General features: G+C 43.5%; 18 protein-coding genes and 1 riboswitch. Of the genes, 14 read left to right on the plus strand and 4 right to left on the minus strand.

Annotation, left to right across the window (positions count from 1 at the left end):
- Window positions 1-53 precede the first annotated feature (53 nt).
- Entirely contained in the window at window positions 54-293 is a 240-nt protein-coding gene (locus tag I2I33_RS04670) for a hypothetical protein (RefSeq protein ID WP_087419650.1), read from the plus strand.
- A 62-nt stretch (window positions 294-355) separates the two neighbouring features.
- On the opposite strand, the gene I2I33_RS04675 is transcribed toward I2I33_RS04670, so the two are convergent.
- The 3 genes from I2I33_RS04675 to I2I33_RS04685 all read right to left on the minus strand — a co-directional run bounded on the left by I2I33_RS04675 (window position 356) and on the right by I2I33_RS04685 (window position 3,747).
- The gene (locus I2I33_RS04675; RefSeq protein ID WP_087419649.1) at window positions 356-1,366 is read right to left on the minus strand and encodes an ABC transporter ATP-binding protein; all 1,011 of its coding nucleotides are present in this window, start codon (window positions 1,364-1,366) and stop codon (window positions 356-358) included.
- Between the two features lie 178 nt (window positions 1,367-1,544).
- Window positions 1,545-2,591: an iron ABC transporter permease gene (locus tag I2I33_RS04680; RefSeq protein ID WP_087419648.1), complete on the minus strand. Its 1,047-nt coding sequence runs from the start codon at window positions 2,589-2,591 to the stop codon at window positions 1,545-1,547.
- A gap of 4 nt (window positions 2,592-2,595) precedes the next feature.
- Entirely contained in the window at window positions 2,596-3,747 is a 1,152-nt protein-coding gene (locus I2I33_RS04685) for an ABC transporter substrate-binding protein (RefSeq protein ID WP_087419647.1), read from the minus strand.
- A 20-nt stretch (window positions 3,748-3,767) separates the two neighbouring features.
- Window positions 3,768-3,956: riboswitch (cobalamin riboswitch) on the minus strand.
- A 217-nt stretch (window positions 3,957-4,173) separates the two neighbouring features.
- On the opposite strand from I2I33_RS04685, the gene cobI reads away from it, so the two are divergent.
- From cobI to I2I33_RS04745, 12 genes are all read left to right on the plus strand, one after another.
- Window positions 4,174-4,875, plus strand: coding sequence for a precorrin-2 C(20)-methyltransferase (gene cobI, locus I2I33_RS04690; RefSeq protein ID WP_087419646.1), 702 nt, complete (start codon window positions 4,174-4,176; stop codon window positions 4,873-4,875).
- A 58-nt stretch (window positions 4,876-4,933) separates the two neighbouring features.
- A complete protein-coding gene (locus I2I33_RS04695; RefSeq protein ID WP_087419645.1) occupies window positions 4,934-6,106 on the plus strand; it encodes a BamA/TamA family outer membrane protein in 1,173 nt (390 codons plus the stop codon).
- Window positions 6,051-7,811, plus strand: coding sequence for a lipid A phosphoethanolamine transferase (locus I2I33_RS04700; protein WP_087419644.1), 1,761 nt, complete (start codon window positions 6,051-6,053; stop codon window positions 7,809-7,811). The genes I2I33_RS04695 and I2I33_RS04700 overlap by 56 nt, the downstream gene beginning before the upstream one ends.
- Before the next feature lie 201 nt (window positions 7,812-8,012).
- Entirely contained in the window at window positions 8,013-9,002 is a 990-nt protein-coding gene (locus I2I33_RS04705; protein WP_087419643.1) for an aspartate-semialdehyde dehydrogenase, read from the plus strand.
- Window positions 9,003-9,155: 153 nt separating this feature from the next.
- On the plus strand, window positions 9,156-10,526 hold the full coding sequence (locus I2I33_RS04710) for a redoxin domain-containing protein (protein WP_087419642.1): 1,371 nt from the start codon (window positions 9,156-9,158) through the stop codon (window positions 10,524-10,526).
- 83 nt (window positions 10,527-10,609) lie between these two features.
- Window positions 10,610-11,176, plus strand: a complete 567-nt coding sequence (locus I2I33_RS04715) for an RNA polymerase sigma factor (RefSeq protein WP_158571808.1) — start codon at window positions 10,610-10,612, stop codon at window positions 11,174-11,176.
- A gap of 77 nt (window positions 11,177-11,253) precedes the next feature.
- The gene (locus tag I2I33_RS04720) at window positions 11,254-12,387 is read left to right on the plus strand and encodes a FecR family protein (RefSeq protein ID WP_087419640.1); all 1,134 of its coding nucleotides are present in this window, start codon (window positions 11,254-11,256) and stop codon (window positions 12,385-12,387) included.
- A 77-nt stretch (window positions 12,388-12,464) separates the two neighbouring features.
- Window positions 12,465-16,055 (plus strand): SusC/RagA family TonB-linked outer membrane protein, encoded by a 3,591-nt coding sequence (locus I2I33_RS04725; RefSeq protein WP_087419639.1) that lies wholly within the window; start codon window positions 12,465-12,467, stop codon window positions 16,053-16,055.
- A 10-nt stretch (window positions 16,056-16,065) separates the two neighbouring features.
- On the plus strand, window positions 16,066-17,634 hold the full coding sequence (locus tag I2I33_RS04730) for a RagB/SusD family nutrient uptake outer membrane protein (RefSeq protein ID WP_087419638.1): 1,569 nt from the start codon (window positions 16,066-16,068) through the stop codon (window positions 17,632-17,634).
- A 14-nt stretch (window positions 17,635-17,648) separates the two neighbouring features.
- Window positions 17,649-18,770: a hypothetical protein gene (locus tag I2I33_RS04735; protein ID WP_195666742.1), complete on the plus strand. Its 1,122-nt coding sequence runs from the start codon at window positions 17,649-17,651 to the stop codon at window positions 18,768-18,770.
- 110 nt (window positions 18,771-18,880) lie between these two features.
- Window positions 18,881-19,966, plus strand: coding sequence for a TlpA family protein disulfide reductase (locus tag I2I33_RS04740; protein ID WP_087419636.1), 1,086 nt, complete (start codon window positions 18,881-18,883; stop codon window positions 19,964-19,966).
- Window positions 19,967-19,968: 2 nt separating this feature from the next.
- The gene (locus I2I33_RS04745) at window positions 19,969-21,042 is read left to right on the plus strand and encodes a thioredoxin family protein (RefSeq protein WP_087419635.1); all 1,074 of its coding nucleotides are present in this window, start codon (window positions 19,969-19,971) and stop codon (window positions 21,040-21,042) included.
- 20 nt (window positions 21,043-21,062) lie between these two features.
- Here the strand turns inward: I2I33_RS04745 and I2I33_RS04750 are convergent, their stop codons facing one another.
- The gene (locus tag I2I33_RS04750) at window positions 21,063-21,743 is read right to left on the minus strand and encodes a 4'-phosphopantetheinyl transferase family protein (protein ID WP_087419634.1); all 681 of its coding nucleotides are present in this window, start codon (window positions 21,741-21,743) and stop codon (window positions 21,063-21,065) included.
- A 221-nt stretch (window positions 21,744-21,964) separates the two neighbouring features.
- Between I2I33_RS04750 and I2I33_RS04755 the strand changes: the two genes are divergently transcribed.
- Entirely contained in the window at window positions 21,965-22,660 is a 696-nt protein-coding gene (locus I2I33_RS04755) for an energy transducer TonB (protein ID WP_087419633.1), read from the plus strand.
- Window positions 22,661-22,688 lie beyond the last annotated feature (28 nt).

A 22,688-nucleotide genomic window follows, 5' to 3' on the forward strand; every position in this document is an offset into this window, starting at 1 on the left:
TATCTTTGTACTTGGAAAACACGTGACTGGAAACACGTTAAAACAATTGAAGTATGAAAAGCAAGTTTAAAATTACCCGGGCCGACTACCTCAAAGCCATGAGAAAAGCCCGGCGGGACGAGGAGATCCGAGAACATCTCCACCCGGTGAACATCAACCGGGTACACAAATCCAAGAAAGTGTACAACCGCAAAAGAAATAAGGCGGATCTGAATAAGGATCTGCCTTATTTTTTTGCCTTCGACAAGTTACAGGTTAGCAAGTTACAGGTTTCTTCAACTTTTATCTTTTAGCTTTTATCTTTTAGTTTTTATCTTTTAACTTTTATCTTCCAAGGGGGTAGTCTTTTTCATTTTCAATTCTCCATTTTCAATTGTTCCAGTAATTCCTCGATTGTCCCCACTTCAATCACGTTATCCCCTTCCCGGCAGATCCGGAAACCGGAAGTTGTTAAATCTCCCGTTTCTACCCACACGCTCGATTCCACGTTCCGGTTAGCCAAGATACCGTTACGCTGTAACGCCTTACGCACCATGGCGTATTTATGTCCGTGTCCCACCAGGCGTACCTGGGATGAATACTGGTTTTCCACGCGGAACAACCCGGTTTCCATGTCGAAAACAATTCCTTTGCGAGCGAAGAAACCGCTCAAATGTCCTTCGAGAGCCAAATCCTCCGGCGTACCGATCGTGATACCATGCTGGCGATCCATGAGCCAGATCTTATCGGCAATCTGCAAGGCCAGTTCCAAATCATGGGTCGAAAGGAATATTGTCTTCCCGGTCTCCCGGGTCAACTGGTGAAGTAACTGCATGATTTCCACCTTACTTGGAAAATCAAGGAATGCCGTCGGCTCGTCAAGGAAAATCACGGGCGTTTGCTGTGCCAACGCTTTGGCGATCATCACTTTTTGTCGTTCGCCATCACTTAACGTGTGAACCATACGATCCGCCAGATTTTCGATCTTCACGAGAGCAATTGATCGTTCGACAATCTCCCGATCCTCCCCGTGCAACGTACCCCAGAAACCCGTGTAGGGACTGCGCCCCATCTCGATTAATTCCCGGGCCGTCATGTTCCGGACATCGCATTTTTCCGTCAGAACCACACCAATCGTACGGGACAACTCTTTGTCTGAATACGAGCCAATTTCCCGATTCATAATGTCAATCTCCCCTTCCAACTTGGGCTGAAAAGCGGATAACGTGCGCAATAAAGTGGATTTTCCCACCCCGTTCGCCCCTAACAAACAAGTTAGTTCCCCGCCATTAATCGCCGTGCAAATATCGCTCGCCACTACCTTCGTGTCGTTCTTTCCCTTGTACCCGATCGCCAGATTCCTTAATTGAATGGTTGCCTGTTTCATACTTGTTATAACTGAAAACGTATTAACTACCCCCTCTAACTCCCCCTTACACAGGGGGAGAATGCGCTACATTGAAGCATAAAAGCGACTTCTCGCATTCGTCTCTCCCCCTGTGCAAGGGGGAGCTGGTGGGGGTAGTTGTAAATCTAAAATCATAAATCACGAAATCACTGAATCCCTAAAACTCCACCGCATCCCGCCTTTTCCTCTTCCTAAACAACACCGACGCTACCACGGGCGCCCCCACCAATGCCGTCACCGAATTCACGGGTAACGCACCCTCGAATCCCGGCAAGCGGGCAATCAAGTTGCAGAGCAACGCCAGCGATGCCCCGACAAGCATCGAGGCCGGCATCAGCACCCGGTGATCGGATGTCTGGAAAATTGCCCGGCACAAGTGAGGTACCGCCAACCCAAGGAAAATAATCGGCCCGCAATACGCCGTCACGATTGCCGTCAACACCCCGGCACAAGTAATCACCCACACCCGGGCCCGGTTGATATTCAACCCCAGATTACGGGCATAACCATCACCCAACATCAGCAAATTCAACGGCTTGATCAGCAAAAACGATAACGGGATAATCACGGCCATGATCGTCACGAACAACATCATCTGGTTACCCGAAACCCGGGCAAAGCTCCCCAATCCCCAGATCACGTAAGCCTTAATATCCTCTTCCACGCTAAAAAACTTCAACACCCCGATCACCGCGTTAGCGATATACCCGATCATAACCCCGATAATCAACAACGTCACGCTCCCCGCCACTTTCCGGGATGCCAGCACGATCAGCCCCATCACCGACAAGGCTCCCACGATAGCCGCAATCGACAGGGCTACCTCCCCGATAAAACCGAGACGACTTAATGCCACCCCACCCAGTTGACCGGAAAGCAACACCACGAAGGCCACGCCGAGACTTGCCCCCGAGCTGATACCCAACACGGACGGCCCCGCCAGCGGGTTGCGGAAAATCGTCTGCATCTGCAAACCGCTTATCGAAAGTCCCGCACCTGCCACCAATGCGGTCAACGCTTGGGGAAGACGGGATTTCAATATAATATTCTGCCATGCCACCGGATCTCCCTCGCCTCCCGTCAAGATATTCCAAACCGAACGAAACGGGATGGACACTGAACCCAGCAACAAGTTTAACAACAAGAACACGAGAATGGAAATCGTGATCGCGAAAACGAGTATCGTGTACTTACCTCTCTTCATCGGCTCACTTTTTTAAAATATCATAATACACCGGTTCATGATCGGGAAGAATTTCCGGGTGGAACACCCGTATCATATCCGCCAACACGACTTCGGGCTCGGCAGGCATACTCTCGTAGAACGGTTTTTCCCGCATATTACAATAGACCACGTGTTTCTCCTTGAACGCCTTGAAGTCCGCGTAACGCTCATCCTGCGCTTTCAGAGCATCGTAACAATACTCCCCGGCAAAGCTATTCGCTATCCGCCAGTAATCGGCACTCTCTGCCTGATTGTACACGGTCTCGAAATCAAGCGTCACACCGCCGGAACGGGGATCATCCTTCAAGAAATAATCCGCCCCCGCATCATGGAACAATTGCGCCAAAAAGCTCTTTCCTCCCACAGCATACCAAACACCCCCACGTAACTCCCCACTAAATACCACCGGACGCCGTTTCACCTCCCCTACCATCGCCTTCAAAGAATTATAACGTTGTTCGATACGGTCGAACTCCCGGTTTGCCACATCCTCCATGCCCAGTAACAGACCGACAAACTTGATCCACTCGGCCTGACCGAGAGGCGTCATCTCCTTGTAACCGAGATGAGGCACCAGCGGGATTCCAATATCTTTCACGGCATCATATCCCCCGCGCTTGAACGGGGAGATCAACATCAGGTCGGGATTAATACTCATGATCACCTCGTTATCGAAATTTCCCTCGATACCGATACGACGGGTTAGTCCCTCGTCCACCTGCCGTTGCATATCCTTGTTAAACAGGAAACGAGTACTCGTGATTCCCACCACCCGATCCATCGCCCCCAGCTTGATGAAATTGGAGAGCTGCAACGAGGTCATGCAAATGGCACTCCGCACGGGCAACGCCACCACCGGTAAATCTTTCGGGGTCTGCACCGTCGATCCACGCGGAACCAAAGCGTACTGGTAATGAGTATGACTACTCTCCTGCGGGTCCTTGATGTTCAGTACCACGTACCCCTCACGTTCCTCCAACCAAAAACCTTTAGCATACTTGATATGAATCCGGGAAACCGTATCGACCTTCCCTTTCACGGTCTGTTCTCCCGACGACTGTTTGCGTGAAGTCGACTTGCAACAAAAGAGAACACTACAAAAGCATAAAAGATAAAAAAAACGCACTACATTCATTTCTTTTCCTCCGAAAGTATTAATTAATCACGCCTCCTGGCAGGTTTTCTGGCTTGTCATCTTTTCCCCTTCCCGGTATCACCAGTGGCCTAACGAAAAGATCCGCCCTCTCGGACGGGCAATGACTTTACAGCTGCGGGGACAGCCCCGGAATTTCACCGGATTCCCTTTTCTTCCAACATGAAAGCACCAAGACGCCTGCAAATATATAAATATTATTTTGAGGCTATTCCTTTTTTAGCGACTTTTGCAACGAAGAAAAAGAGTTCATAAGGTTTGTAAGGTTCATAAAGCTTATAAAGTAACGGGGTGTCCTTCGGACGAAGCCTGTCGGCAACTTCCGTTGCCGTGAACTAAGCACCTCACAAGGGACCATAAACCTTATAAACTTTATGAACCTTATAAACTTTACAAACTAATTTAGACATGAAAGGAAAAATCGTGGGAGTATCGTTGGGACCGGGAGAACCGGAATTGATCACGTTGAAGGCATTAAAAGCCTTACAGGGGGCGGACATTATCTATTGTCCCGGCACACAGACCAAATCCCGTTCCCGGGACATCCTGCAAGCCCTGCCCGTGGCCATGGAACGAGTACGACTTTTCCACGTACCCATGTCCAAGGATCGCACGTTTGCCAATCAAGCCTATGATGCCCTTTGCACGGAAATAGCATCCCTTGTCGCCACGGGTAAAAACGTTGCCATCACGGCGGAAGGGGATTCCGGTTTCTACTCTTCCGTGAATTACATGTTCGACAAACTCGCTTCCATGAACCTTCCCGTGACCACCGTGGCCGGTATCCCTGCCTTTATCGCGGCAGGAGCCATCTCGGGCCTTCACATCGTGAAACAAGAAGAAAAACTCGTCGTTCTACCGGGAACAACCACTGCCGAAGAACTGGACGCCCTTCTTTCCAACGGTCATGTCGTGGTGATCATGAAACTCTCGCAATGCACGGAAGAAATACACTGTTTCATGCAAAAAAGTCCCTGCCACGAGTACCACTATTACGAAAATGTAGGCACGTCAGACGAGCTACACACGACTGCTTACAACGACATCACACGTAAAGACTTCCCCTATTTCTCGTTAATGATTATTCGTCCTTGCAAACAATTGGCATAGATATTGCGTACAAGAAGACCAAGATGAATGATTATAAACATTTTTACAGGTTAATTATATGATTCAACGAATAACATGTGCATTGTCGTTATGCCTTTTATTGTTTATCCCGTTCCATGACATCATGGCGGGGGAACTCGTGACAAGAGATTCGCTGAACAATACAACTGACACGTTGAAGAATGGATTCTTTCACCGTTTCTATCGCTATTTCGAGCAATCGAACAAGGTGAAAGAAGAAAAGAAATTCGACTTCTCCATCATCGGGGGACCGCACTTTTCGAGCGACACGAAACTGGGGCTCGGCGTGGTCGCATCCGGACTGTTCCGTATTGACCGTGAAGATAAAACCATCTCCCCGTCAAACATTTCCCTTTACGGGGATGTCACGACCACGGGTTTTTACCTGCTAGGTATCCGGGGCAACATGATTTTCCCGAAAGACCGTTTCCGGGCAAACATCAATATGTACTTTTTCTCATTTCCCAGTGAATACTGGGGAATCGGCTACGATGCGGGGAAAGACGAGGATCACAAGACAGAGTACAAACGATTGGAACAACAGGTGAAACTGGAACTTCTATACAAACTCGCTCCCAATTTGTACGCCGGGGCAAACCTTATGTTCCGCAACGTCACGGCAAGGAACTTCGACGACATCACGTTCCTCAACGGGGCCAAGAAAAACGTGAACACTTTCGGACCGGGACTCGTTATATCTTATGACTCGCGAGACTTTATCCCGAACCCGGCAAGAGGTTTTTTCGCCCAACTGGAACAACAATTCTTTCCCGGATGGCTGGGAAATGACGATAGTTTCAAACGCACAAGCGTGGACTTCCGATACTACCAGAAAATGTGGAAAGGTGCCATACTCGCCAGCCAGTTACAAGGGACATTCAATTACGGAGACACTCCCTGGAGCATGGTTTCCCTCATGGGAGGATCATACGCCATGCGAGGGTACTACGAGGGAAGATACCGGGACAACGACCTGATACAATTTCAGGTAGAGTATCGCCAGAAGATATACAACCGCCACGGAATCACCGCATGGGCAGGAGCCGGAAACGTGTTCCCCGACATGGACAAATTCAAGTGGAAACAAACCCTGCCGACCTACGGAATAGGTTATCGCTGGGAATTTAAAAACAGAGTAAACGTAAGATTAGATTATGGATTCGGCAAAGGCGTCAGCGCATTCTACTTCGGTATTAACGAAGCTTTCTAAAGGGATCGTGAATTTCGTGAAACAGCCAAGATTACTGTTTTGGCTCTTTATCGTGTTGAATTTAGTCCCGAATTTCTGTTTGCTTTTCACGGAACCTCTCTCCGGACTGGGCAAAACGATCTTGATCCTACTACCACTTGGTGTTTACATGGTCGTGTTCTCCCTGTTCAAACGGGCGGGTCTCATGCAATTGATACTGATTCCGGTACTGATCTTACACGCCTTCCAGCTCGTTTTGTTCTATCTCTTCGGAGAGTCGGTCATCGCTGTTGATATGTTCTTGAACCTACCCACCACGAACGCCTCCGAGGCCGGGGAATTGCTGGGAAATATATGGCCCTCCATTATCATTGTCTGCGTCCTTTATATCCCTGTTATCGTGCTGGCCTCTATTGCCGTACACCATAAAGTGAGACGTACTGCCGTGTTCCGCAAGCACATGATCACGTGGGGAATCATCTTCTTTATCATTGGTTCTGGACTGGTCGCTTTCGAGAAACACAGGGATAACACCTACGAGGTAAAAACAGATATATACCCGGCAAACGTGATGTATAACCTGTATTATGCGGGAGTGAAATGGAATCGCAGCATGAACTATCCCGTCACCTCAAAAGATTTCGTCTATCATGCTACCCGTGATTCCGTTCACCAACGCCGGGAAATATACGTGCTGGTAATCGGGGAGGCCGGAAGGGCTGAAAACTGGGAACTGTGGGGGTACCAGCGGGAAACCAACCCGTTATTAAAAAACGAGGATAATCTGGTACTATACAAAGATGCCTTAACACAATCTAACACGACACACAAAAGCGTACCACTCATCCTGTCCGCCGCCGACGCTTGCCACTACGAGTACCTCTACACGCATAAAAGCATCGTAACTGCCTTCAAAGAGGCCGGGTTTAAAACAATATTCCTGTCAAACCAGACACCGAACCGATCATTCACGGATTACTTTGCCGCGGAGGCAGACATTCATGTCAATGTACGTCCACAAGCGGACGGGGGATTAATCACGGTCAATAAATTCGACGGAGAAATGCTCCCGTTGATACAGCAATACGTGGATTCGTTAAGCGAGAACCTATTCATTGTCTTCCACACCTACGGGTCGCACTTCAACTACAAAGAGCGTTACCCGGAAGAATTTGCCAAATTCCAACCGGCCAACGCCACGGAAGTCGAGTACAAAAACAAGGACCAACTCATCAACGCTTACGACAACAGCGTCCTGTACACGGATTACTTCCTGCACAGCCTGATCGGGATATTGAAGAACTCGGGAACTGATGCTACCATGATTTACTCGCCGGACCACGGGGAGGATTTACTGGACGACAGCCGGAAAAGATTCCTGCACGCCTCACCGATCCCGACCTATTACCAGATACACATTCCATTCCTGATGTGGTTCTCGGAAAATTACATTGATGCCAGACCGGAAAAATACGAGGTTGCACGTTACAATAGTAGCGCCCCCATTTCTTCGAACGCCTCAATCTTCCATACCCTGTTGAATATGGCCGAGATTCAGACCCCTTATTTTGACTCCACTTACTCGCTCGTCAATCCCGGTTTTGTCCGGAGACCACGCATGTACCTCGGAGACCACGACCAACCCGTGAATTATTACGAGGTCGGGTTGAAGAAACAAGATAAAGAGATGATACTCAAAAGGGGAATGGACCATTCAATTGAGTGATTCTATGATTTCCGATTAAGTGATTTTATGATTAGATGATTAAAAGAGTTAAGAATTTAACATCCTGTGTGATTGTTGAAAAAATAATATTCCCCTATTGTTCAAGCAATGCTTATTCACTACTTTTGAGGCGTTAATATAACCTAACTCATAAAAAGACTCCCGCAAAGGGAATCTAATCATTAAATCAAATTATACACGATGAAAGTAGCAGTAGTAGGAGCAACAGGATTAGTCGGAAGAAAAATGTTGCAGGTTCTGGAAGAAAGAAACTTCCCGGTAACAGAGTTAATACCGGTAGCCAGCGAGCGTTCGGTAGGCAAAGAAATTACCTTCAAGGGGAAAAACTACAAAGTCATGGGTATGCGGGACGCAATCAACATGAAACCTCAACTCGCTATTTTCTCTGCCGGGGGAGACACCTCACTGGAATGGGCACCCCAATTCGCCGCAGCCGGAATTACCGTGGTCGACAACTCGTCAGCCTGGAGAATGGACCCGACGAAGAAATTGGTGATCCCCGAAATCAACGCAAACACCTTAACCAAAGAAGATAAGATTATCGCAAACCCGAACTGTTCAACAATACAGATGCTCGTTACGTTGGCACCCCTTCACAAAAAATACGGGATCAAACGAGTCGTCGTTTCCACGTACCAATCCGTGACCGGAAGCGGTTTGAAAGGAATCAACCAGCTCGAAGGCGAACGGGAAGGCCGGGAGGTGAAAAAAGCATACGCTCACCCAATCGACCGGAATTGTCTGCCGCATTGCGACTCATTCACTGACAACGGGTACACGAAAGAAGAAATGAAACTGGTCAACGAGACCTGCAAAATATTAAATGACGACACGATTAAAGTAACCGCCACGGCCGTACGGGTTCCCGTCATGGGCGGACATTCCGAAAGTGTAAACATCGAATTCAAACAAGATTACGACCTTGACGAACTTCGTGACTTGCTCGCCCATTCAGAAGGTATCATCGTGCAGGACGATCCCGCCCAAAACCTTTACCCGATGGCCATCACCGCCAACGAAAGAGATGAGGTCTTCGTGGGCCGCTTACGCCGGGATTTCTCCCAACCCAACAGCCTCAATCTGTGGGTAGTTTCCGATAACCTACGCAAAGGTGCCGCCACAAACGCCGTGCAGATAGCGGAATACCTGTACAAACACGATCTTTTGTAAGGACCTGTAAGTTCATTATAAAAAATGAAGGCCAGCAATAATTATTTGCCGGCCTTCATTTTTTTTATAAACACTGTCACCCGCAACCACCCGTTCCGGATTTAATAACGTGTTCTGTGATCGTAAAATCATTGTAAATTTAAAACTTGTAACATGAAATGTAAGTTTATTATTTTTCTAATCACACTAACCTCTTGTACTCATACTGCAAGAAGTCAAAACAACATCACGCTCTCCGTAGATGTGGAGAAAACCCCGGAAATGGGTTTTGTCATTTCCTACTTGAAAGAGTCCATGATTGGTATGGATTTCGATGCCAAAGGACATGCAGAATATCGTATCGAAGATATGGATGCGATCTACTTAACTCTCCATAACGGCTTTGCCGAGCAGAAGACGATTTATGCCGAAAAAGGAGATCATATCCAACTATCCTTTGACGGAGAAAGCATGAAGAAAACACTAAAAATGGAGGGAGTGCGAGAAAACATTGCCGATTACTTGAAGAACGTGAAAATATCATGGCCCGCAAACAAGGACTTCGCTTTAGACATAAAAGACTTTGTGAAATTGCTGAAAGAGAAAGTAAAGGAGAATCAACAATTGTTAGACAGCCTGACACCAGCCTTGACAAAGGAAAGCAGTAAATTCGTGAAACTCGAAAAGAATCGGATTAAATACATGCTGGGCTTGTCATTACTCGACTATCCCCGGATGCACCCCTATATGGCAAAGATTGAATATACCCCGGGAGATGATTATTACAACGAGCTTAAAGCTTGGTTGGAAGAAGACCTAAATTCATTGTGCCTATCACAATATCGCACTCTCATGACCGAAGTTCCCACATTCATCATGAGTCGTAAGACGCCTATTCGTACTCCCTACGAAAAAGCCATGAAACAAATGGAGTACATCAACAATAACACCAAAGATGAACAAGTTAAACAGAATTTACTCACCATTATTGCCAACAATTATATCAAGGATGCCGGAATTCAGAAAAGTACGAAACTGGATGCTTTCTACCGGAAACACGTGACAGACAAAGAATTACTTGCCCAATACCAGCAGACGTATGATAGTTGGGCCGCAGTTTCCCCCGGACAACCTACTCCGGATTTTAAAGCCGTTGATATTTCAGATAAAGAATTCTCCCTTAAAGACTTCAAGGGCAAATATGTTTGCCTTTATTTGTGGCCATGTGTCAGCCCCGCAATACAACAATTTGCCGAGTTGAAAAAACTACAACCTCTATTTAAAAAGAAAAACATCGTTTTGGTTAACTTATCTATTGAGAATAAAAAAGACAACTGGGTCCAAACCATACAAAACGAGGAAATACAAGTCGGGACTCATCTTTACGCGGGATTCGATAAACATTTTTTACAGAAATGTCATTACAGTGCTGCCAGCATGGTTCAATTTATTTTCATTGATCCCGCTGGAAAGATCATAGAATTACAAGCTCCTTTCCAGTCTTCCAACATGGAAGATTTTATCAAAGAGACCATCCAAGATTAGACTTTTGCGGCCCGTGCATGGGCCGCAACTTTTTTATTTCAATAAGTTTTTGTTTATTTGCAAAAACAATTGGAAATCACACCGTGTCAAGTCAAGAGAAATTCTTAAAAGGGATAAATCAGAAAGAATCTGATGCATGGAAAGAGCTATATCGCTATTTCTACGGGACTCTATGCAATTACACGACCAAAATTGTTGTAGATGAAACCGTGGCGGAAGACATCGTTCAAGAATGCTTTATCTCCATCTGGAATTCTTCGCTCCATTTCCAAGAGATGAAAGCCCTCTCGGTTTATCTATACCGTTCGGTACACAATAACGCTTTAAAATATCTCCGGGATAAGAATGTCGATAATCAAAGATTACAAAGATGGAGCAAAGAACAAGACGATGTTGAAGATGTTGATTTCTACCAAGCCGTCGAAGAAGAGCTTATTCGCAAATTACACGTGGTCATTGATCAATTACCGGAACAACGTAAAAACATCTTGCTATTGAGTATTGACGGGTTGACCGTGCAAGAGATTGCCGACCAACTGAATATCAGCATCAACACGGTAAAAACGCAAAAGAAAAGAGCCTACGTGTTTCTCAAAGAAAATTTAAAACAAAGTTTACTTCTCATATACATTCTGGAAATATTAAAGTAAAAAAAATTACTCTAGCTGTCACCCGCATATAGCACTTTCGGATTTATAGATAAAATAACGCATAAAAATCGAATCCGATGAAATGGAATGCATTATCAGATAAGACCGAGTGGCTATTAAAAAAGATCACAGAACACACGGAAGAACCTATCGATGACAATATGCTGAAACAACTTGCAGATAAACTGCAAGAGAAGGGTTACGTTTCCAAAAAACTTCGGGAACAACAACGCTTCAATTACCTAAAGGCCTACCAGCAAGTTGTTCAACCAAGAAAAAGATGGGTGTCACCCGGCTTATTAAAAATTGCAGCCGCCATTATTATCCTAATCGGAACAGGGACATTCCTGTATTTCCAGCAACTTCCCGAATCGACACCTACCCCAGATGAACTCTTTCTTACCGAAGTACATCCGGGAACACGTAAAGCTTTCTTGATTAAACATGATGGTCTGGAAATTGAATTGAAAGGAGACTCCGTGAAAATCGACGAACAAAACGGGATTAACATTCATATCGATTCCATGGGACTACGGTATGATACCGAACAGGCTCAACAGCAAACGGCACCCCTCTATAACACGTTGGTTGTTCCCCGGGGAGGGGAATACTCGTTAGTGTTGGCAGACGGGACAAAAGTGTGGCTGAATGCCGATTCTGAATTAAGGTATCCGATCCAATTCACGGGTGACACGAGAGAAGTTTCCGTGGCAGGAGAGGCTTTTTTTGAAGTTACAAAACAAGAAGGCAAACCTTTTATCGTGAAGACATCCCTAGGAAACATCACGGTTCTCGGTACTCAATTTAACGTGTGTAACTATCCGGGGAAAGAGAAACTCGTGACCACGTTAGTACAAGGAAAAGTATCTTGTGATCTACCGGATGGTAAAAGCATTATCCTTGCTCCCGATCAACAATTATCGGTCAACGGGAACGGAGAAAGTAAGTTAAGAACGGTGGACACCAAGTACTTCACTTGCTGGAAAGACGGTATGTTCTTGTTTGAGGAAATGAGGATGGAAGATATTCTGGAACAATTGTCCAGATGGTACGATATTCACATTTTCTACACGAATGAAGAGGTAAAAGATTTGCATTTTTCGGGAGACCTCAGTCGTTTCAAGGATATTATAACTTTCATCGAGATGTTCGAAAAAAGTGCTGATGTAAAACTAACATTAAAAGGGAATACTTTAACAGTAGGTTTATAAAAAAACAAACCGGACCAAGCGCCAACTAAAATCCGGTTTGATATGGTTTAATTTATATAACTAAACGTCTCAAAATTATGAAAAAAAAAGGAAGAATCATGCAGGTTCTTGCAAGCTTTCTGTTTTTATTTGTTTTGCTTACGTGTCATACGAACTTAAAAGCACAAGGCAAAGCGGTAAACATGAACTACAAAGAAGTTTCTTTTGTCGAAGCGATCAATTCTTTTCGGCAACAAACCGGGGTAAAATTTCTTTACAACTTGGAAAAAGTAAAAGATAAAAGATGTAAAGACCTCGTACTGAAAAATGTACCTGTAAACGAAGCTATTGAAACCGTACTGAAACACTTCGGTTTAACCTATTCGATGGTGGAAGGGGTGGTCGTCGTGAAAGAGACGGAAGAAACATCTCCCACGACTTCGACACACACGATCACCGGCAAAGTCGTCGATCAAGCCGGCAACTCGCTCCCCGGGGTAACGGTAATTATTAAAGGAACAAAATCGGGCGTGGCAACAGACGTAAACGGAAATTTCACGATCACGTTAAATGAACAAAAAGAACAAACTCTTATTTTCTCGTTCGTGGGTATGCAAACGAAAGAGGTCTCCTGCATGGCCGGGAAACCCGTGACGATAATCCTGGAGCCAGAAGAGGCCCAACTGGATGAAGTCGTGGTGACAGGTTATCAAAGCATCAATCGCCGGGACATGGTGGGTTCTTACACGACAGTAAAAGCCGCAGATATTATGATGCCGGCATACAATTCTATCGACCAAATGTTACAAGGGAAGATTCCGGGAATGGTTGTCGTCAATTCTTCTTCTCGTATAGGTAGTTCACCTAAAATCACGATCCGCGGAACTTCCACTATTTTCGGAAACACGGATCCGCTATGGGTCGTTGACGGTATCATCCAGCCAGACCCACTCCCCATTGATGCCAGCTCCGCTGTAACGGAAGATATGAAAAACTTGATCGGGAACCAGATATCATGGTTAAATCCTGCTGACATTGAAACAATCACTGTTTTAAAAGACGCATCCGCAACGGCTATTTACGGTTCAAAAGCTTCCAACGGGGTCATCGTGATTACCACGAAGAAAGGGAGCGCAGAGAGAACAAGCATTCGTTATTCAACGAATTTATCATTTAGAGCCCGTCCCAACTACGGGATGTTCAACTTCATGAACTCCAAAGAAAGGATTCAATTCAGTAAAGAAGCTTATGACGCCGGAATCAGGTACCAGAGCGATCCTCTTCCTCAAATATATACCTATGAAGGGTTAATGGCCATGTACAATAATCGCCAAATCAGCGAAGAAAATTTCATGAAACAGATGGAATACTTGGAAACGTGTAACACTGATTGGTTTGACATCCTGTGTCGAAATTCTGTCAGTCATTCTCATAACTTAAGCATTACCGGAGGTTCCCAGAAAGTGACATACAATGCTTCTTTTGGCTACTCTTCAAGCCACGGAACGCAAAAAGGTGATGACATGACACAGTTTAACGCTCGATTGAATGTCAACGCCCAACTACTGGAATCTCTTTCTGTTAATTTCAATCTAAGTAATTCATTTACTGACAGGAAAGGATATGGACCGGGAGTTAGTCCTGAAACTTACGCAAAACAAACCAGCCGGGCAATTCCTTTTGTTGATGAAAACGGAGATCGGGTATCTTATAAACAATACTACGAGTACAAACTAAATAGAACCGGGCAACTTGAATACGGTTACAACATCTTGAACGAGATGGAAAACAGTTACTCTAAAAATAAAGCAAAAAACGTAAATATGTCACTTAACGTGAATTGGAATATTGTTACCTGGCTTCAATACCAATTCGTGGGAAGTATTGCTTTCAACCTGAATAATTCGGAATCATTTGCAGGAGAGAAAACATCCTACATTGAACGCAACTATCGAGGTTATGCTTATGGCTCAGAGTCATCCGGTTCCGCCAAATTCAAAGCAGCGTTATTACCATTCGGAGGTGAACTGGCCACAAACGAGACAAACAATACCTCGTACAATATGCAACACAAAATCGTGTTCTCCAAAACCATTCACGAATTCCACCGGATCAACGCAATGGCCGGAATGGAAATCCGTTCAGAAGCAAACAAAAATAACACAAACACGGTTTGGGGATACGTTCCCGAACGAGGCGAGATATTAGTCTCTCCCTCCAAGCCGACAGAAATTGTTCCCGTTGGCGGAGTCGTCCCTATTTCCTGGGGTGCGCTGGATAAACTCTACCAAGGAGGATGGGCAAACACAAGTATTACCAATAATTTCGTGTCATTTTTTGCTACGTTAGCCTATTCTTTAAAAGATCGCTACGTATTCAATGCCAACATAAGGTCAGACGCATCTAATAGATTCGGGCAAGATGCCAACAACCAATTTGACCCGACATATTCCTTCGGTATATCTTGGAGAATTGCCGAGGAGGAATTTATAAAAAACTACCTGCCATGGCTCAACCAACTGAATTTACGCGCTACCTACGGGATTCAAGGAAATGTTGTAAATTCCGTAAGCCCTGATCTCATTGCCCAGTACCGGGGAATTATAGGAGGTTATGACGAATATTACTTGACCATATCCAGTTTGCCCAACCCCCTGTTAAAATGGGAACGCACAAAAACTTGGAACTTAGGGTTAGACATGCAATTGTTTAATGGTATCACCATGAGTTTCGAATATTATGGACGACGCTCAAATGCCATTATCAACCAGGATATTGCACAAGAATACGGTATGGCAACCATGAAATTAAACGGAGGTCGGATCCATAATCACGGGATTGAATACTCTATAAATTTAACCCCTTACAAAAGAAAAGATTTCGCATGGACCATCGGTATCAACGCATCCAAAAACTGGAATAAAGCTCAAAACGATGATGTCCGGATAAAAGCAGATAAACTGACGAAAGATAATTTCCTTACCGGCAGTAGTGACCGTTTATTAAAGAAAGGGTATCCACTAAGTGCCTTCTGGTCGTATTCTTTTGCCGGACTTGACCCGCAAACAGGTTATCCAACCTTCAACCGGATTGGTTTCGATGAAATAGATCCCGATATTGATCCTACCACGTTTCTGGTATATTCCGGTCAAAAGGACCCTTACTTCACGGGTGGAGTCAACACACGTGTACGCTACAAGAGCCTGTCATTAGGTGTCGATTTTTCCGTGTTACTTGGTGCCAAGAAACGCCTTCCGAATCCTTATGCAAATTTCAACTACGGGAAACTTCCGGCCCCTTACCATAACCTGTCGAAAGACCTGCTAAAACGGTGGCAAAAACCCGGCGATGAAAAACACACGATTTACCCGGCTTTATACACTTCCGTCGAAGACGTATATAACATACAACTTCCTGACGGAACACAATCCAATTCCATTTACTCCATGTGGGCAAATTCCGATGCAATGGTTGTTAATGCCTCTTTTTTACGATGTAACCAAATTTCAGTATCGTGGAATATGCCACCCCGGATATGCTCTAAATTCGGAGCCACCAATTGTTCGATTAGTGCAAACCTCAATAATCCATTCGTCATTGGCAGTAATCGTTTCAATGGATTCGACCCGGAGTTAGGAGATAGTGTCATGCCCAAGATCTTTTCTTGTGGTTTAAGTGTAGGATTTTAAAGATAACATTATGAAACAACGAATTATATTTCTTTGCATTGTAAGTCTAATTCTTGGAAGTTGTGGAGATTTTCTCGAACCCAAATCCAAGAGTGAATTTGTTCCCAAAGACGCCAACTCCTTAAGTGAACTTTTACTTGGAGAAGCTTATCCACGTAACGGTATTACAGAATTAAATGTATTTCTCCATCTGTTGGATGACGATATCGCTCCAGCTCCTTATCAAGGAGTGAAAGTCGGTTCAGATGCAAACAGATGGTATGCTCCTTACACTTGGCAATCCAATATGTATGACATTATGGGTACTGCCGGGGAGAAATACACAAACCTTTATAGCTCTTATTATGCCTTGATATTAGGAGCAAATGCTATTCTGGACTATGTTGATGATATAAACGATGACAAGAATGCTATCAATTCTGTAAAAGCCCAAGCTTTAGCTCTTCGCGGATTCCTTTATTTCAATTTAATCAACATATTCGGAGCCCCTTACAACTACGATAAGACAGCGCTAGGTGTTCCATTGAAGTTAAATAGTGGTATTGAGGAATCCGAACTGAAGAGAAACACCGTAGAAGAAGTGTATGTTCAAATTATAAAAGATCTTCTAGAAGCCGAACGCTTATACAAGACCTTACCGAGCGCTCAACAATGGCAACCCAACAAAAGAACCAGCCTTCCCATGGTTCATCTCCTTCTTTCCAGAGCTTATTTATACATGGAAGAATGGGAAAAAGCCGCAACCTACGCAAATCATGTCATTACAAACGGGAATTTTCATTTATTGGATTTGAACACAATCAAAACATACTCAGAAGAAGACCCTAGTATCCCCTCTTACATAAACTATCACTCTTACACGACATCGAGCGAAGTTATTTGGGTATACGGAAATATTACAGATGTAACTAAATATGTTTACAACGTAAGTGTCTCAACAAATGACCATCCGTTTTTTAGAGCCTCGAAAGAACTCATGAATTGTTTTGACGAAACAGAAAACGACCTGCGTAAAGAACGTTACGTCATTCGTAGTAAATTTCAAATTATCAATGAAGATAACGAGCTTGAAGCAATGCCCTCAGCTTTCGGGAAAATAAACGTAAGTTCTAAGGCATATTATCAACCGGTTGCAGCGAATGATGCTTTTGGTAGAAGTCTTCGATTGTCGGAAGCTTACTTGAATTTCTGCGAGGCAAAAGCCATGCTTTACAAAGCCGGAGTAGCGAATGCCGGACAAGAAGCCCTAAATACACTAAATGAATTTAGAAGATTCCGGTTTCCTTTAAATTATCAAAACGAGAATATCACGGACCCCGAGAAATTAATTACATTTATACATAACGAACGACGCCGAGAACTCTGCTTTGAGGATCATCGCTGGTTTGATTTACGCCGTTGGGGAATGCCACAAATTCAACACACATGGTACCCGGATGCGCAATCAACGCTCGTTTACACGCTCAAAGAACATGATCCCGGATACACGATTCCATTACCACCCGATGCTTTGGAATTGAATAATTTACTAGAACAAAACCCATTGGCCCCCGCACCACGCAACGGTATTAACCTTTAATTAAATAGTATGCCATGAAACAGATCATATTGTTAATAGCTATAAGCAGTATCTTCATGTTAACCTCCTGTTACAATGAAGGTGATGTTACCCCTTCCGGTAATTATTCGGTTTTACGACTTGAATTCCCTCAAGGAAACAATTCGTGGGATAAAGAAATCAAGGACATTCACGATGTTTATGGGGTATATTTACTATACAAAGGTATTACCCCCCAAGACCTTAATCGCAAATGGACATCCTTGGGTACAGGAAAATTATATTATGGGAATGATTTAACAGACGAACAAACACCGTATTACGTCGACTTTCTCAAAAATCATGTTCTCAATTATGTAACTCCGGAAATTGCTAAACTAGTGTTACCAGCTAAAATATATATGCTGGATAATTTAAGAGGATTGAACCCGGGAGAGGATCCCAATGGGACCGGAACGGGGACTGGAACAGGGACCGGAACTGGAACAGGAACCGGAACAGGGACCGGAACAGGGACCGGAACTGGAACAGGAACCGGAACAGGGACCGGAACGGGGACCGGAACGGGGACCGGAACGGGGACCGGAACGGGGACCGGAACGGGGACCGGAACGGGGACCGGAACGGGGAACCGTAATTTTGTAGGATTAAAAACAGACGGTTTTGATTATTGGGCAATTAGCTTCACTGCCGATCAAATTGCTCATCCTAATTCACAAGATTTAAAAATCAAAAGAGCAACATTACTTTATCTAATGTTTGAAGCGGCTTTACAAAACAAAGTAATAAATGAACCGGATAGTTTCAAACAAGGAATTGACTACATCACTGCAATTACGAACAGTCAAAAAGACAAGCCAGATTATTATCTAACTCGAGGTTTTATTAACATTCTTGCCAGAGATTTTAGTAAAGAAAGCTCGCCGTATAGTATATCCGAATATACAAATGCAAGTTGGGACACAAAAGCCTATCCGTATAGAGACTATCTATCCTACATAAGAGCAGCCATGTTTTACACGAAAGAAGAATTTCAAGCAAAATATTCTCCGGAAACATATCCTCTTGTCAACTCAAGATATGAAATCGTGGTAAACCATATAAAAAACAATTACAACATTGATCTCGAAGGAATAGCCAAAGGACCTAAGAAATAAGGTGCGTCAAAAGTCCTTTCGTTAATTACGAATCCCACACCACAACTCCCCTCTCCTTACACGGGAGGGGAGTTGGAGTAACTCGAAAAAAGCATAATCTCACACAAGATATGAAGATAAAAATTTTAATTTTCCTGCAACTATTATATTTTCCTCTTTTTGCACAAAACCTCAATGCATATCAGCATCTAAAGCAAGAATGGTCAAAGAATTTTGCCTCCGCCAAAGATATTATCGAGACTTATCACAATAATACCAAACGAACAAACACGGCAGCATTTACTACCATAAATAATTGCTTTATGACTCTAAAAAGCGGAGAATACATCATTTGCAGTAAAGGAGAAAAAGAAGATATTCAACTTTTACTTCAGGAAATTTCACCCATAGTGTTAAATGACTCCTCGGTTATCACATTCATGCAACAAAATTCTCCAGAAGAATTCACGAATTATTATTACATGATTCTCGCCTTAAAAGAAGGAGAGTCTTTTGATGCAGCAAGAGACGGTATCACCATCTCGACACAATTTCCCACAAGAGCCCTCAATCATAATGACTACACGAAACTAAATGAAATCTTTTCCGGTGACAATAAATTGTTACATGAGATTTATCTGAAAAAAATAAAATTCCTTCTTCAAAACAATGGCTGTACAAAAGAAATTGCCCAACTACGCCCAATCATAGAATCACATGTAGAATCCTCTCCCTTAAAACTTGAAATATTAAAACTATACACGCAATATGAACTCTTGGGCCAAGGCAAACCGGCACCATTATCTTCATTACAAGATTCGGATGGGAACATCTACACATTCGGTAATTTTAAAGGCAAAGTCATCGTTGTAGACGTATGGGCCACGTGGTGTTGCAGTTGCATTGAAAAAATGCCGAAATTCATTCAACTAAAGAATGAATTTCAAGAAAATGGAAACATTATTTTCCTAACAGTTTCTATTGATCAAGAAAGAACCCGGGATAAGTGGTTAAAAGCTATCCAGGAAAACAACATGACCGGATTAATAAATCTTATTATCTCTCCCACAGGTGATTCTCATTTTGAAACAGATTATCAAATAGTAGGAGTACCTCGTTATTTCATCATAGACAAAGAAGGAAAAATCATCACCGTATTTGCCCCCAGTCCCGACAAAGAAATGAAAGACTTAATTCAAAACATCTTAAAATCATAACCATGAAATTTATTTCTATCATTAGCTTATTACTTCTTCTAGCCAGCAACAGCATTGCTCAAGAAGGTACGAACTTCGAGGATCTAACCTTTCAGGAAGCCTTGGCAAAAGCAAAAACAACCGGGAAGAAATTATTCATTGACTGTTACACGAAAACCTGTGGACCATGCAAATACATGGTCAAATTTATTTTCCCGTTAAAAGAATGCGGGGAATATTTCAACAAGAACTATATCTGCATCATGAAAGATATGCAGGAGGGAGAAGGGATTGATATTGCTCAAAAATACAACGTACAATTCTATCCGACATACTTGTTCATCAACCATGACGGAAGTCTCTATTGCCGCATGGACGGGGGAGCCGTGTCAAAGCCTGAAGATAATTTCGTACAAAAAGTCAAAAACGTAATCGAACTGACAGAATTAAACAAGGAGTACGCCGAAGGAAACCGGGAGCAGGCATTTCTAAAAAAATATATAACTATTTTGCAAAAACAGGATAAACAAAAACTACAAATCGTTCTGGGAGAAACGATGCCCCAACTGGGAGTCAAAAAACTATGCGAAGCAGAAAATTGGTCCCTCATTAAAACAGAAATAACAAATGTCGACACCCCTCTATTCCGCTATCTGGTTGACAATCGAAAAGCTTTTAGCAAACAAATCGGACAGCAAGAAGTCGAAGAGAAAATCATGTCGGCCTATTTAGAAGAATTCCGTATCTTTAAATCAATGGGAATAGACTTCGAGAAACGCATCGCTGACCTTAAACTTTTTGAAAAAGACCATTATAAAGGAGTTCTTTCACTAAGGTATTGTATGGTATTCCGCCAAATAATCGACAACAAGCAAAAAGACAGGATACTTGAAATTCTCACGGTATTACGGGATCTACCCGAACGGATTACAGATACCAAAGAACAAATGAACGTGTTGCAAGAACTCCAAGGATTCCAACAAATAGCAAATCAACAACAGAAAGAGAAAGCTTGTTCTTATTTGGAGGAGATCTGCAAAAAACTCCAACCGACTCAAACAAAACAAGTCGAAAGAATAATCACACGCATCAAGTAATAACCCCACGAAGAGATCATCTAACACCCGGTGATCTCTTCTAAAAAGATTTCATGTATCCCCGTTAATTCTTCGTACTCGCAACAGACATGACAGGCGTATCCATCATCTACCGGACAGGCATACACGTACAGCGGTAACTTATTTTCCCCTTCAAATAAAGACACATCTCCCCCGGAAAACGAAACAATAAAACTATTCAACGGGCGGGTCAATCCGGTACCTATATATTTCAAAAAACTTTCCTTCACAGACCAGTAATTAAAAAATAATTGATCTTGTTTATCCTCTTCCAACATTTTCAATTGTGCCACCTCTTCCCCGTGAAAAAAACGTCCCGCAACTTCCATACGAGCTTTTGCCCGTTTTTCAATATCAATACCGATCTCCCGGTCGGACACGGCACAAACAACGTAATCCCCCGAATGTGAAATATTAAAAAATACATTTTCTACGCCCACAATAAAAGGTTTTCCCTTCTCTCCCCGGTCAATCCGATAATCTTCCGAGGTCAGATTCCAATATTTTTTCAGAGCAAAACGAACCAATGCCTCTCCTAACAACCTGCGAAGGGCAACTTCCTTGCTTCCATACCCGAGGACTTCGGCATAACATTCTTTAGACACAACAGATCGTAACCCAGCAAACATTTTATCCCGATTAGCTCCTGCCGGAATTTGAATAAATAATACTTCAATCATAACACAAAGGTAAAAAAGTTAGAGACAACTATTTTCTTTTCTAAAACAAATAATCCAGAAAACCTAATAAACACGGGCATCTTAACGTTATTTTAAAATTACAGGGTAAAAATTTTAAGAAAATATTCACATTTCTCGGCAAAAAACTTGTTTATATCATTTTTATCTTCTATTTTTGAAACATCAAATTAACGTTTAAATAACATTTAAAGATAAACGTCATGGAAGCAAAGAAAACATCCCGTTCCGATCTTGAGAACAAGCGGTTTATTTTCCGCGAGATCGGTTTTATTGTAGCCTTGGCTACGGTGTTTTTTGCCTTTGAGACAAAATACTACCAGGAAGAGGCCAAAGAGATCACGTTTCCTGTTGAGACGAGTGATATAGAGGAAGTTCTTCCCGTTTTTGTACCACAAAGAGCTTCACAACCACTTCCCAAGATTTCCGTGAAACCTTTGGATTTCATCGAGGTCGTGGAAAACGAGATGGATCTTGAAAATGAGATGGACGTTGTTGATGATAACGCAAACACGAAAGGCTCTTTAACGGGTAAGGCGACCGACTGGCAGAGCGGGTATGATGACGAGGGTGATGATCCCGGAGAGGGAGATCTTCCGTTCTTTACAGTTGAAAAAATGCCTCGTTTTAACGGAGACTTGAACAAATGGCTTAGGAAAAATTTAAGATACCCGGCAAGATGTGCAGAAATGGGCATCGGAGGAAAAGTGTTTGTTGAATTCGTGGTTGAGAAAGACGGTAACATCAGTTCCATTAACGTGGTTCGTTCCGCTGATCCGGATTTGTCACAAGAAGCTATCCGCGTGGTTAAGGCCATGCCGAAATGGATTCCGGGAATGCAACGGGACAAAGCCGTAAGAGTTCGGTTTACCATCCCGATTACATTCCAGTTAAGGTAAGAGAAACATACAGTGATTTACATACAAT

The sequence above is a fragment of the Butyricimonas sp. BSD2780061689_150309_C8 genome (assembly GCF_015560935.1).
GTDB lineage: Bacteria > Bacteroidota > Bacteroidia > Bacteroidales > Marinifilaceae > Butyricimonas > Butyricimonas paravirosa.

Bases quoted from the DNA above. Each gene is read 5' to 3' on its own strand.
- I2I33_RS04670 (WP_087419650.1), top strand. From the start codon at position 54: ATGAAAAGCAAGTTTAAAATTACCCGGGCCGACTACCTCAAAGCCATG.
- I2I33_RS04675 (WP_087419649.1), bottom strand. From the start codon at position 1,366: ATGAAACAGGCAACCATTCAATTAAGGAATCTGGCGATCGGGTACAAG.
- I2I33_RS04680 (WP_087419648.1), bottom strand. From the start codon at position 2,591: ATGAAGAGAGGTAAGTACACGATACTCGTTTTCGCGATCACGATTTCC.
- I2I33_RS04685 (WP_087419647.1), bottom strand. From the start codon at position 3,747: ATGAATGTAGTGCGTTTTTTTTATCTTTTATGCTTTTGTAGTGTTCTC.
- cobI (WP_087419646.1), top strand. From the start codon at position 4,174: ATGAAAGGAAAAATCGTGGGAGTATCGTTGGGACCGGGAGAACCGGAA.
- I2I33_RS04695 (WP_087419645.1), top strand. From the start codon at position 4,934: ATGATTCAACGAATAACATGTGCATTGTCGTTATGCCTTTTATTGTTT.
- I2I33_RS04700 (WP_087419644.1), top strand. From the start codon at position 6,051: ATGGATTCGGCAAAGGCGTCAGCGCATTCTACTTCGGTATTAACGAAG.
- I2I33_RS04705 (WP_087419643.1), top strand. From the start codon at position 8,013: ATGAAAGTAGCAGTAGTAGGAGCAACAGGATTAGTCGGAAGAAAAATG.
- I2I33_RS04710 (WP_087419642.1), top strand. From the start codon at position 9,156: ATGAAATGTAAGTTTATTATTTTTCTAATCACACTAACCTCTTGTACT.
- I2I33_RS04720 (WP_087419640.1), top strand. From the start codon at position 11,254: ATGAAATGGAATGCATTATCAGATAAGACCGAGTGGCTATTAAAAAAG.
- I2I33_RS04725 (WP_087419639.1), top strand. From the start codon at position 12,465: ATGAAAAAAAAAGGAAGAATCATGCAGGTTCTTGCAAGCTTTCTGTTT.
- I2I33_RS04730 (WP_087419638.1), top strand. From the start codon at position 16,066: ATGAAACAACGAATTATATTTCTTTGCATTGTAAGTCTAATTCTTGGA.
- I2I33_RS04735 (WP_195666742.1), top strand. From the start codon at position 17,649: ATGAAACAGATCATATTGTTAATAGCTATAAGCAGTATCTTCATGTTA.
- I2I33_RS04740 (WP_087419636.1), top strand. From the start codon at position 18,881: ATGAAGATAAAAATTTTAATTTTCCTGCAACTATTATATTTTCCTCTT.
- I2I33_RS04745 (WP_087419635.1), top strand. From the start codon at position 19,969: ATGAAATTTATTTCTATCATTAGCTTATTACTTCTTCTAGCCAGCAAC.
- I2I33_RS04750 (WP_087419634.1), bottom strand. From the start codon at position 21,743: ATGATTGAAGTATTATTTATTCAAATTCCGGCAGGAGCTAATCGGGAT.
- I2I33_RS04755 (WP_087419633.1), top strand. From the start codon at position 21,965: ATGGAAGCAAAGAAAACATCCCGTTCCGATCTTGAGAACAAGCGGTTT.